Here is an 11,528-nt window from a genome sequence, read left to right as displayed (position 1 = left end):
TTGTGCTGTCCGGTCGTCGGATTGATTTGTCGGGGAGCTGCCCTTTCTTTTGGTTACTTTTCTTTGGGCAAGCAAAGAAAAGTGACCCGAGCGCCGCAGGCGATCGGAAGCCTGGCTAGTGATTCTTCTTTGCTCTTAAGCGTTGAAGGGAAGGCGTGGAGTCCAAGGATTCACGCCTTCGCGGGAATGACGAGCAAGAGCAACAGCGACAGCGACAGCTACATCAAGATGGATTCCAGCTTCCGCCGGAATGACGGTGAGGTGGATCGCCGCGACGAGAGTGCCCACACGCTACGGGCCTGGGTCCCGGCCTTCGCCGAGTGACGGTTCAGTACACATGACGCCACCTGCGACGACAGGATCGGAAAGCCTCACGCCACGTGCGCCCGCTCCGCCAGCCGCACCAGCTCCGCCACCGATCGCACGCCGAGCTTGTGCATCACGTGCGAGCGATGGACCTTGATGGTCTTCTCGACGATGCCGAGGTCCGCCGCGATCTGCTTGTTGAGTCGTCCTGCGAGCACGTGCACCAGCACCTCGCGCTCGCGTGGCGTGAGCACCGCGAATCGCATCTCGACGCGGCATTGTTCCTCCGCCTGCGCGCGTGCCCGACGGTCGTGTTCCAGTCCGCGCGACACCGCGTCGATCAGTGCGTCGGCCTCCACCGGCTTGGTGAGGAAATCGATCGCGCCGCCCTTCATGGCGCACACGGAACTGTGCACGTCGCCGCAACCGGTCAGGAAGATGATCGGGCATGCGATGCCGCGGCTTTCCAGCAGCGCCTGCGTCTGCAGGCCGTCCATCTCGGGCATCGACAGGTCCAGCACGATGCAGCCAGGGACGTCCGGATCGAAACGGTCGAGGAATTCGCGCGTGGAGCGGCTCGCGGCGACTTCGAAGCCTTCGCTGCGAAGGATGCGTCCGAGTGCGACAAGCACGTCGGAGTCATCGTCGACGGTGTGAACGACTGCGGACATCGGACCACTCCCTGTGGGCTACTCGATGCAGACGCCGTGCGGCCGATTATTCGGACATCGAAGCGGCCTCGTCCAGTGCCGCGCATGACCGCTGATCGCCAGCCATGCCGCTTCGCAAGAAGCATGCCGCCGCGCGAACGCCTGCCCGACTAGGGCCAAGGGCCAATTGAACGCTTTTACGACGTGCCCTCTAGTGGCCCCATGCCCCGGCGCCCCCTCACGATTGCCGTCGTGGACGATGAAGAAGACGTCCGCCACGCGCTGCATCGCCTGCTTCGGTCCGCGGGGTTCGAGGTGCTCGTCTACGCCACGGGCTCGGAATTCCTGCGCCACGCACGCGAAAGCGCGCCGCACTGCGTGGTGCTCGACCTCCACATGGCGGGGATGACCGGCTTCGATGTGCAGAGCCAGTTGCGCGAGTGGGCGCTGCCGTTGCCCGTGGTCGTGCTGACCGGCAACGACACGGCCGAGGGCCGCCGTCGCGCACTCGACGGCGGCGCGAAGGCGTTCCTGAGCAAGCCGGTGGACGACGAAACCCTGATCGGCGCGATCCTGGATGCGGTCGGGCCGCACGGGAACGCGGCATGAGCGCGAGGACCGAACGGCGGACGACCATGAGCACTTCCATCCCCCATTCCCGCGAAAGGCGCGCCCTCGCCCGCTTCGGCCTGGCGCTGGCCCTGCTGCAACCGTGCCTGGCGCACGCCTCGCTGCTGAGCGGCGACGCACTGGACACGATGGCCAACGTCGTGGCGTGGATCGCGCTGATCATCGTGCCGGTCGTGCTGATCGCCGTGTTCTGGATCGTGCACATCCTTCCCGAGCGCATCGCCGAGAAGCGCAGGCATCCGCAGCTGGATGCCATCAAGACGCTCTGCCTGCTATCGCTCGTCTTCGGCGGCCTGCTCTGGCCGCTGGCCTGGCTGTGGGCCTACACCAAGCCGGTGCTGCACAAGATGGCCTACGGCACCGACACCGCCGACCACCACGGCCATGCGGGCGACGCGCTCTCGCCGCTGCACGACGCGCGCGTCGCGCCGGAAGAGGAACCCGTCGTGGTGGCGGCCGCCGACACGCAGCCGCGCGCCGCGGAAACGCAGGCCGAGGTCGATGAACTGCGCCGCCGCATCCGTTCGCTGGAAATGGCGCTGGCGATGGGCGAACGCGGCGGCGCACGACCCGCACGCACGCCCGGCGGCGACGAGGAGTAAGCCATGGAAATCATCCTGCTGCTCATCTATTCCTTTTTCGTCTGGCTGATCTTCTTCAAGTTCAAATGGCTGCCGTGGAACTTCGTCAGCCAGATCATCGTCGTGTCGCTGCCGATCTTCGCGCTGACGGCGATGATCCTGGTGCTCAACGTCGTGGCGCCCTCTTCTTCCGACGTGCGCGTGATCAATTACGTCGTGCAGGTGGTGCCGCGCGTCAGCGGGCGCGTGATCGCCGTGCCGGTGGAACCGAACCGTCCCGTGCGCAAGGGCGACGTGCTGTTCCGCATCGATCCGGTGCCGTTCCAGCAGGAACTGCTCGCGCTGGAAGCCAAGCTGCCGGAGCTGTCGGCCAAGCTCGACAGCGCGCAGGCCTACCAGCGCGAACTCAACGAGGAGCTGCGATCGGCGCGCTCCACGCGCGATGCACTGAACTCGCGCCTCGACCTCGCGATCCGTCGCGAACGCCAGACCGCCGAACTCGCCGGCACGGGCGCCGGCTCGAAGTTCGACCATGAGCAGGCGCAGACGGAAGCGGCGAGCCTGCGGTCGGAACTGACGTCCACCTCGGCGCAGATGGCGCAGGTGCAGCAGAAGATGTCGGCCAAGACGCGCGACGGACAGCTGTCGGAAGTCGCGCAGGCCCATGCCGCGGTCGAGCAGCTCAAGGCGCAGATCATCCAGGCGCGCTGGCAGCTGGAGCAGACGACCGTTTACGCGCCCGCGGACGGCGTCGTGATCAACCTCCAGCTGCGCGAGGGCTCCTACGCGGCGTCGATCCCGCTGACGCCGGTGATGAGTTTCGTGGAGAAGGAACAGATCGTGCTGGCGATGTTCGCGCAGAACGAGCTGGCCAACGTCGCGCCGGGCAACGAAGCCGAAATCGCGCTGAAGACGCACCCGAACCGCATCATCAAGTGCGCGGTCGACTCGGTGGTCTGGGCTTCGTCGACCGGACAGCTGCCGATCAGCGGCATGGTGCCGACCAGCGGCACGACGCCGCTGCCGCTCGGTCGCATCGCCGTGCGCCTGCGTCCCGCCGGCCGCGACGTGGACACGTTCATCGCCATGGGCGCGCAGGGCCAGGGCGCCATCTACACCGAGCGCGGCAAGCTGCTGCACATCATCCGCAAGGTAATCCTGCGGGTGGGCACCAAGCTCGACTGGCTCGTGTTGAAACTGCACTGAGGCCACGATGCGTGACGTCGCCGCGAGCCGATCCGCGATGAAGGCGCTCACCGGCGCCTTCCTGCTCGTCCTCGCGACGGGCTGCGCCGTGCTGCCAGAGCCCACGGGCGATGAAGTGCGCGGCCAGGCGCTGGGCTACACGACCATCCCGCCCAACTGGTCCGCGCAGGCAAGCGCCGCGCAGGTCGACGAAGGATGGCTGGCGAGCTTCAACGATCCGGTGCTCACGCGCCTGGTGCACGAAGCGCTCGAACACAATCCCGACCTGCTGATGGCCGCCGCGCGTGTCGAGCAGGCCAATGCGCAGGTCGATCTGGCCGAGTCCAAGCTGAAGCCCGCGATCGGCCTGCTCGGGCGCGCCGGTTCCAAGCCGATCGCCGACCTCATCCCGTTGCTCAGCGGCGTGATGCTGCGGTTGAGCTGGGAAATCGACCTGTGGGGTCGCATGCGCTACGCGCGCAATGCCGCACGCGCGGCGCGCGATGCGTCCAGCGCCGAATACCGCTTCGCGCAGCAATCGCTTGCCGCCAGCGTCGCCCGCGCGTGGTTCGTCGCCAACGAGACGCGCCTGCAGATGGCGCTCGCGGCGCAGATGACCGATGCCGGCACGCGACTGGTCGACCTGTCCGGCGACCGCCTTCGCGTCGGCGCCGGCACGCAGACGGACGTGATGGTCGCGCAGGCGAACTTGGCGACGTACGCCGACGCGCAGCAGCAGATCGAACTCGCGCACCGGCAGGCGCTGCGTGCGCTGGAGCTGCTGCTGGGGCGCTATCCGGCCGCGACGCTCGACGTGGCCGGCGCGCTCACGCCCTTCCCCGCGCCGGTGCCGGCGGGCATTCCGATCGACGTGCTCAACCGGCGTCCCGACATGATCGCCGCCGAACGCCGCGTCGCCGCCGCGTTCGACCTGGTGGGCGAAGCGAAGGCCGCGATGCTGCCGACGCTGTCGATCTCCGGCGGCTACGCGCGCATCAGCAACGCCGCCGTCGAAACACGCGAGGACCTGGAGCAGACGACCAACACCATCAACGCCACGGCGGTGGTGCCGATCTACACCGGCGGCGCGCTCACCGGGCAGGTGCGCCTGCGCACGGCCGAGCAGAAGGAAGCCGTCGCCGATTACGCGCGCCGCGCGCTCAACGCGCTGGACGAAGTCGAGGACGCGCTCACCGCCGAGCACGTGCTCGCCGATCGCGAACGCATCCTGCGCGAAGCCGTGGACGCCAATCGCGACATCGTGCGCATGGAGGAATCGGCCTACCGCATCGGCCGCGCCGACCTGCGCACCGTAAGCCAGCGCCAGCTCGCCGCATGGGCGGCCGAAACCGCGCTGCTGAGCGTGCAGCGCGAACGCCTCAGCCGTCGCGTCGACCTCCACCTCGCCCTCGGCGGCAATTTCGGCACGCCGTCGGAGGTGGCGCCGGACGCCGGCGCCGCACCCGCGGCCCACTGAGGACGCCCCGATGCGATGGCTCCTCCTGCTCATGCCGCTGGCGATCGCACTGGAGCACTTCGCGCCGCAACGGGCGCTGCTGATCTTCATCGTCGCCGGGCTCGGCATCGTGCCGCTGGCCTCGCTCATGGCGCAGGCGACCGGCTCGCTGGCGGTGCGCCTGGGCCCCGGCGTCGGCGGCCTGCTCAACGCGACCTTCGGCAACGCCGCCGAACTCATCATCGCGCTGGCCGCGTTGCGCGAAGGCCTGCACGGCATGGTGAAGGCCTCCATCGCCGGCACGATCATCGGCAACATCCTGTTCGTGCTCGGCGTCGCCATGGTGCTGGGCGGCGTGCGGCACGGCGAACAGCGCTACGACGGCCGCGCCGCACGCGTGCAGGCGACGATGCTGACGCTGGCGGTGATCGCGCTGATCATGCCCGCCGCGTATGGGGCGATCGTGCCGGACGCGCAGCCGCAGCTGGATCCGATCAGCGCGTGGATCGCCGTCGCGCTGCTGCTGGTGTACGTGGCGAACGTCGCCTACACGCTGATGGCCAGCCGCGCGATCCGCGCGCGCAAGCCCGGGGTGACGGACGAAACCGCCGCCGACCTGCACCACGCGCACCAGGCACCGCAATGGAGCCCGCGCAAGGCCTTGATCGTGCTGGCCGCGGTGAGCCTGGGCATCATCTGGCTCAGTGAAATCCTCGTCGGCGCGGTGGAACCGGCGAGCGAGGAACTCGGCCTGTCGGACGCCTTCACCGGCGTGTTCGTGCTCGCGGTGATCGGTGGCGCGGCCGAACAGGCCACGGCGATAGTCGCTGCGCGCCAGAACCGCATGGACCTGGCGATGTCGATTGCCCTGGGCGCCAGCGTGCAGCTCGCGCTGCTCGTCGCGCCGCTGCTGGTGCTGCTCAGCTACGTCATCGGGCCGCATCCGATGGGGCTCGTCTTCGGGCCGGGGCTGGTGCTCACGATCCTGTTCTCGGTGCTGATCACCGGCCAGATCGCCAGCGACGGCCGCACCGACTGGCTGCGCGGCGTGCAGCTGCTCGCGGTGTACCTGATCCTGGCGGCGGTGTTCTTCTACGTGCCCGACGTATCGGGGGCGAAATGAACGCATCCGCTTCCCGCGCAGTGCACGATCCGCGCCGCTTCGTCGACCGGCACCGCTACGCGCTGCTGTTCTTCTCGCTGCTGCTCACCGTCGCCATCGGCCCGCTGCTGGAAACGATGCACTTCGGCCGCAACGCGATGGAAGCGTTCCTCGCGGTGAACCTCATCGCCGCGGTGTTCCCCATCGTGCTGAAGGCCGAACGCCGCACACTGTTCTCGCTGATCGGCCTCGCGCTGGTGCTGCGCTGGTTCGCTGCCCGTGGCCCGCAGGCGCCGGCGCTGTCGATCCTCGGCGCCGCGATCTGGGGCGTCATCGCGCTGGTTGCCGCGTACAACGCCGTGCGCTTCTCGCTGTCCAGCGTGCGCATCGACGCCGAGCGCGTGTACGCCGCGCTCAGCGCCTACCTGCTGATCGGCGTGTGCTGGGGCGTGGTGTACGCGGCGATGACACGCGTACTGCCCGGCTCGCTCCTGTCCGGCGGCGTGGTCCCGCCGGCCGGCATCGGCATGGGCGACGCCATCTATTTCAGCTTCGTCACGCTCGCCACGCTCGGTTACGGCGACCTCGTGCCTGCGACGCCCGCGATGCGCGGGCTGGCGGTGTTCGAGGCCGTGATCGGCCAGTTGTACCTCGCGCTCCTGGTGGCCCGGCTGGTCGGGCTGCAGACCGCCGCGCACTCACGATGACCGCCGCATTCGAAGCGAAGGAGATTTCCATGAACACCCGCATCGCCATGCCTTTGACCGCGTCGGTCGCCGCGATCCTCGCGCTCGCGTCCATGAAGTGCCGCGCGATCGAACCGCTGGACACCTTCAGCGCCCGGATCGGCGGCTACGTCACCGACTTCGACACGCAGGTGCGCGCAGACGGCGAGACGCAGTCGGGCACCGAAGTGGACCTGCAGCGCGATTTCGGCCTGGACAAGAAGAACACGGTTGCGGTCGTCGGCGTGACCTGGCGGCCGTGGGACAACCACGAGTTCGGCCTGTCCTACTACCAGGACGATGCGGACGCGACGCGACGCATCTCGCGCGACATCGAGTTCGACGGGACGCTGTATGAAGCTGACAGCACCGTGCGCGCCTCCGTCGACCTGGACGCATACGACCTCTATTACGTCTGGTGGGCCGCCAACAACGAGCGCTGGGCGCTGGGTCCGCGCTTCGGCCTGGTCTGGTACCGCATGCGGCTTGGTCTGGACGTCGAGATCGATTCGGCCGGCAACCGCATCGACGGCGCGATCAGCGAGACCGTCGACGCCGACCTGCCCGCGCCGAGCATCGGCGGCAGCTGGCGCTGGGCGCCGGCCGAACAGTGGCGGTTCTCGGCGGACGTCGGTTATTTCTCGGCGAACGTCAACGACATCGACGCGGACATCACCTTCGGCCGTATCGGCGTGGAATGGTTTCCGTGGGAACGCACCGGCATCTCGCTGGACTACACGCGGCGCCGGATCACCGCCGACGCCGAGAAGTCGGACTTCATCGGCAACCTGGAGTTCGTCGACAGCGGCCTGCGGCTCGGCGTGACCTACCGGTTCTGACGGCGAGGCGACCCATGCGCGCGCGCGGGACAACGATGTTGCAGGCCACGCGGGCGATCGCGTCATCGATGTTCGCCCTCGCCCTTTTCGCGACACTCGCTGTCGCAAGCCTGCTGCCCGCGACCTCCGCCGCGCAGACGGCAACGTCCGCCGCGCCAGCGGCGCCCGTGGCGGCGAACGCGCCCGCCACGCTGCGCTACTTCAATCGCGACATCGTGGTGCTGCGCGTGCCCTTCTTCGGCAACTCGCCGGAACGTCGCGCACGCGTGGCCGAAGCCAACATCGCCCGCATCATCGACGAACCCGGCGGCGCGACCGTCACCTACCAGAACGTGCCGCAGGGCGTGGCGATCCTGATGGCCGGCCAGCTCGTCACCGTGTTGGTCCCCGGCGATCGCGACACGCTGCGCGGCCAGACGATGGATCAGCTGCGTGCGCAGACCGTTTCGCGCCTGTCGGTCGCCGTGGATGCCGCCGAGCAGGCGCGCATGCCGCAGCGCGTGCTGCAGGGCCTGATGTGGGTGGCGATCGCCACGGTGGTGGCCGTCGGCGCGCTGTGGCTGTTGCACAAGCTCGTGCTGCGCGTGCGGCATCGGGTGGATGCATGGGTCGTGCGGCGACTGGCGCAGCTGAAGAGCGAATCGGCGCGACAGATGCTGTCGGGCCTCATCGCGAGCGCGCGCGGTCTCGCGCGACTGGCGATGTGGCTGATCGTGCTGCTGACCTTCGAGGAGTGGCTGCGCTTCGCGCTCGGCCGCTTCCCGTACACGCAGCCGTACGCGGCCGCGATGACGGAGTGGATCGGCGCGCGCACCGCTGGCTTCGGCAGCGCGATCCTCTCCGCCCTGCCCGGCCTGTTCAGCGCACTGCTGATCTTCCTGCTCGCGCGGCTCGTGACGCAGGCGGTGCGCATCACCTTCCACGGCGTGGAATCCGGGCGTTTCCAGATCCTCGGCGTCGACCAGCAACTGGCCGAACCCACGCGCAAGATCATCACCGTGCTGATCTGGCTGTTCGCGCTGGCGATGGCCTATCCGTATCTGCCCGGCGCGGAAACCGAGGCCTTCAAGGGCCTGAGCGTGTTCGTCGGCCTGATGGTGTCGCTGGGCGCGTCGAGCATCGTCGGCCAGGCGGCCGGCGGATTCACGCTGCTGTATTCGCGCACGATGGCGCCCGGCGACGTGGTGCGCATCGGCGAGACCGAAGGCACCGTGCAGCAGATCGGCCTGTTCACCACGCGCCTGCGCACGCCGCTCGGCGTGGAGGTGAGTTTCCCGAACAACGTCGTGCTCGGCGGCATGCTTCACAACTACTCGCGCCATCCCGACGGTCCCGGCATGTGGATCGAGTCGAAGGTCACCATCGGCTACGACGCGCCTTGGCGCCAGGTTCATCGCCTCCTGCTCGATGCCGCGCGGCGCACGCCCGGCGTGATGGAGACGCCCGCGCCGTTCGTCGCGCAGGCGGCGTTGTCGGACTTCTATGTCGAATACGTGCTGCGTGCGCGCATCGCCGACGTGCAGCAGCGACTGATCGCGCGCAGCACGCTGCACGCCAACATCCAGGATGCCTTCAACGAAGCCGGCGTCCAGATCATGTCGCCCAACTACGAAGCCGATCCGGAGTCGCCAAAGATCGTGCCGAAGGTGCACTGGGAAGGGCTCGTGGCCCCCGCCGTGCCCACGGATGGAAGGAAGGACGCGACCGCCTGAACAGGCGTTGGGCCAAGGGCCAATTCCGGTCGGACACACCGCGTCCTAACGTAATCACGCCAGTCGCAGGTGAGGTAGTTGCCGTGCCCGAAAACCGGCCACTGAAACGCCATGTCGCCGCAGGCGCTTGCGCTGCAGTGGCATCGTTGCTGTGCGCGGCCCCGCTGCATGCGCAGGACGCGGCGCAGTCGACCGAACCCGCGGCTTCCGAACCCGCGCCCCCCGACGGCTTCTTCATCTGGACCGACACCAGCGTCTCGCTGCTCCCGTACGGCTACGGCTTCGAGGTAGACCCGCGCGAGCAGTCGACGCTTACCATCGAACACGCGCACGCGTCGAAGATCGGCGACTTCTTCGGCTTCGTCGATTTCACGAAGTTCCATGGCGCTCCCAGCGGATCGGATACCGAAACCTTCTACGGCGAACTCGGCCCGCGTTTCAGCGTCAACAAGATCTTCGACAAGCAGATTTCGTTCCACCTGTTCAGCTGGAGCGCCTTCGAGGTGAAGGACGTGCTGCTGGCGACGCAGTACGAGCGCGGCGAAGACCCCGACGTCGCCGAGGCCGCGCTGGTCGGCATCGGCTTCGACCTGGATCTGCGCGAGAGCGGCTTCCTCGGCGGCCTGGGCAAGTTCAACTACGTGCAGCTGAATTTCTACGGCCGCGCCGAGATGACCGAAGGCACGCGCGATGGCTTCCGCGACATGCAGGTCACCATGGTCGCGAGCTATCCGTTCAAGGTCGGCCGCGCCGACTGGCTGCTCGACGGCTATTTCGACTGGGTCGTGGGGTTCGGTTCGGAAGAGTGGAGTTACCACCTCAACCCGCAGCTCACCGTCGACCTCGGCGCCCTGGTGTGGGAAGTGCCGAAGAAGTTCTACGCCGGCGTCGAGATCGACCTGTGGTGGAACAAGTACCAGATCCCCGATTCGGCCGCCTTCAACACCAACCAGCAGGCGGTGAGCCTGCTGTTCAAGTACCACTTCTAGATCGGCTGGAGCATCGAGATGGCACAGACGAACGCCACGCCCACCGCTGCGATCCGCGGCCCGGCGCTCACTTTCACCGGCGATCCTTTCAAGGACGGCATCGAGTCGACCATGCGCTACGAGTCCGACGCGATCGTCGCCTTCGGCGATGGGGTGATCACGCACTTCGGTGCAGCCGACAAGGTGAAGTCCGAGTTGCCGGCCGGGTTGCAGGTTCGCGAGTACGGGCCCGATTCGCTGATTTCCGCGGGCTTCCTCGACAGCCACGTGCACTTCCCGCAGACGCCGATGATCGCCGCGTTCGGCGAGCAGCTGCTCGACTGGCTCAACAAGTACACCTTCCCCACCGAGCGCAAGTACGCCGACAAGGCCTTCGCCTCGAGCGTGGCGAGAGTGTTCCTCGACGAGTGCCTGAAGAACGGCATCACCACCAGCTGCGTGTACTGCACGGTGTTCCCGCAATCGGTCGATGCGCTGTTCGAGGAGGCCGAGCGCCTGGGCATGCGCATCGCTGCAGGCAAGGTGCTGATGAACCGCAATGCGCCGGACTACCTGCTCGACACCACGCAGAGTGGCTACGACGACTCCAAGGCGTTGATCCGCAAGTGGCACGGCCGCGGGCGCATCATGTACGCGATCACGCCGCGCTTCGCACCGACCAGTACGGACGACCAGCTGCAATCGGCCGGCGAACTGTGGAGCGAGTTCCCCGACTGCTACATGCAGACGCACGTCTCGGAGAACGTGGACGAAGTGGCGTGGGTGAAGTCGCTGTTCCCCGACCGGAAGGGCTACCTGGACGTCTACGACCACCACAAGCTCTGTCGCCCGCGCGCGGTGTTCGGCCACGGCATCCACCTGACCGATGAAGAACTGCACACCATGCACTCCACCGGCTCGGCGATCTCGCATTGCCCGACGTCGAACTTCTTCCTCGGCAGCGGCTACCTGGACGTGTTCCGCGCGATGGATCCAAGCCGCCCCGCGCGCGTCGGACTCGGCACCGACCTTGGCGCCGGCACATCGTTCTCGATCCTGCTGACGCTCAACGAGGCGTACAAGGCCGCCCAGCTCAACGGAAAAAAGCTGACGGCCGCTCACGCGTACTACCTCGCCACGCGCGGCACCGCACATGCAATGTACATCGACGACAAGGTGGGCAGCCTCGCGCCGGGCATGGAGGCGGACATCGTCGTGCTCGACATGAAATCCACGCCGATCATCGATTACCGCATGCAGTTCGTGGAGGACATCCACGAAGCGCTGTTCGTTCAGATGACGCTGGGCGACGACCGCGCCGTGCAGGCCACCTACGTCGCCGGAACGCTGCGCCACGAGCGTCATGGCGACTGA

Annotated in this window: 11 protein-coding genes; 10 read left to right on the top strand and 1 reads right to left on the bottom strand. The window is 67.6% G+C overall.

Features of this window, described 5'->3' with window-relative positions; genetic code table 11:
• Positions 1-371: 371 nt before the first annotated feature.
• Positions 372-977 (bottom strand): response regulator transcription factor, encoded by a 606-nt coding sequence (locus ABIE51_RS09725; protein WP_192630556.1) that lies wholly within the window; start codon positions 975-977, stop codon positions 372-374.
• 231 nt (positions 978-1,208) lie between these two features.
• Here ABIE51_RS09725 and ABIE51_RS09720 point away from each other — a divergent pair, with 231 nt between their 5' ends.
• The 10 genes from ABIE51_RS09720 to guaD all read left to right on the top strand — a co-directional run bounded on the left by ABIE51_RS09720 (position 1,209) and on the right by guaD (position 11,528).
• Positions 1,209-1,565 (top strand): response regulator transcription factor, encoded by a 357-nt coding sequence (locus tag ABIE51_RS09720; RefSeq protein WP_192630555.1) that lies wholly within the window; start codon positions 1,209-1,211, stop codon positions 1,563-1,565.
• Positions 1,566-1,591: 26 nt separating this feature from the next.
• Positions 1,592-2,188, top strand: coding sequence for a DUF3302 domain-containing protein (locus ABIE51_RS09715; protein WP_192630554.1), 597 nt, complete (start codon positions 1,592-1,594; stop codon positions 2,186-2,188).
• A 3-nt stretch (positions 2,189-2,191) separates the two neighbouring features.
• Positions 2,192-3,373, top strand: coding sequence for an HlyD family secretion protein (locus tag ABIE51_RS09710; RefSeq protein WP_115840453.1), 1,182 nt, complete (start codon positions 2,192-2,194; stop codon positions 3,371-3,373).
• Positions 3,374-3,380: 7 nt separating this feature from the next.
• Positions 3,381-4,829, top strand: a complete 1,449-nt coding sequence (locus tag ABIE51_RS09705) for an efflux transporter outer membrane subunit (RefSeq protein ID WP_192630553.1) — start codon at positions 3,381-3,383, stop codon at positions 4,827-4,829.
• A 10-nt stretch (positions 4,830-4,839) separates the two neighbouring features.
• On the top strand, positions 4,840-5,931 hold the full coding sequence (gene cax, locus ABIE51_RS09700; RefSeq protein WP_192630552.1) for a calcium/proton exchanger: 1,092 nt from the start codon (positions 4,840-4,842) through the stop codon (positions 5,929-5,931).
• Entirely contained in the window at positions 5,928-6,617 is a 690-nt protein-coding gene (locus ABIE51_RS09695; RefSeq protein WP_192630551.1) for a potassium channel family protein, read from the top strand. The genes cax and ABIE51_RS09695 overlap by 4 nt, the downstream gene beginning before the upstream one ends.
• Positions 6,618-6,646: 29 nt before the next feature.
• The gene (locus tag ABIE51_RS09690; RefSeq protein ID WP_192630550.1) at positions 6,647-7,474 is read left to right on the top strand and encodes a hypothetical protein; all 828 of its coding nucleotides are present in this window, start codon (positions 6,647-6,649) and stop codon (positions 7,472-7,474) included.
• 68 nt (positions 7,475-7,542) lie between these two features.
• Complete coding sequence (locus ABIE51_RS09685; RefSeq protein WP_192630549.1) at positions 7,543-9,186, top strand: mechanosensitive ion channel family protein; 1,644 nt, start codon at positions 7,543-7,545, stop codon at positions 9,184-9,186.
• A gap of 137 nt (positions 9,187-9,323) precedes the next feature.
• Entirely contained in the window at positions 9,324-10,175 is an 852-nt protein-coding gene (locus ABIE51_RS09680; RefSeq protein WP_277802115.1) for an outer membrane protein OmpK, read from the top strand.
• Between the two features lie 18 nt (positions 10,176-10,193).
• Positions 10,194-11,528 carry a guanine deaminase gene (guaD, locus tag ABIE51_RS09675; protein ID WP_192630548.1) on the top strand — a complete coding sequence of 445 codons (1,335 nt, stop codon included), beginning with the start codon at positions 10,194-10,196 and terminating at the stop codon, positions 11,526-11,528.

Source organism: Lysobacter sp. OAE881 (assembly GCF_040546665.1).
Classification (GTDB): domain Bacteria; phylum Pseudomonadota; class Gammaproteobacteria; order Xanthomonadales; family Xanthomonadaceae; genus Lysobacter_J; species Lysobacter_J soli.
Note: the sequence above shows the minus strand (reverse complement) of the source record. Positions and strands in the feature narration are given on the sequence as shown.

Bases quoted from the DNA above. Each gene is read 5' to 3' on its own strand.
- ABIE51_RS09725 (WP_192630556.1), bottom strand. From the start codon at position 977: ATGTCCGCAGTCGTTCACACCGTCGACGATGACTCCGACGTGCTTGTC.
- ABIE51_RS09715 (WP_192630554.1), top strand. From the start codon at position 1,592: ATGAGCACTTCCATCCCCCATTCCCGCGAAAGGCGCGCCCTCGCCCGC.
- ABIE51_RS09710 (WP_115840453.1), top strand. From the start codon at position 2,192: ATGGAAATCATCCTGCTGCTCATCTATTCCTTTTTCGTCTGGCTGATC.
- ABIE51_RS09705 (WP_192630553.1), top strand. From the start codon at position 3,381: ATGCGTGACGTCGCCGCGAGCCGATCCGCGATGAAGGCGCTCACCGGC.
- cax (WP_192630552.1), top strand. From the start codon at position 4,840: ATGCGATGGCTCCTCCTGCTCATGCCGCTGGCGATCGCACTGGAGCAC.
- ABIE51_RS09695 (WP_192630551.1), top strand. From the start codon at position 5,928: ATGAACGCATCCGCTTCCCGCGCAGTGCACGATCCGCGCCGCTTCGTC.
- ABIE51_RS09690 (WP_192630550.1), top strand. From the start codon at position 6,647: ATGAACACCCGCATCGCCATGCCTTTGACCGCGTCGGTCGCCGCGATC.
- ABIE51_RS09685 (WP_192630549.1), top strand. From the start codon at position 7,543: ATGTTCGCCCTCGCCCTTTTCGCGACACTCGCTGTCGCAAGCCTGCTG.
- guaD (WP_192630548.1), top strand. From the start codon at position 10,194: ATGGCACAGACGAACGCCACGCCCACCGCTGCGATCCGCGGCCCGGCG.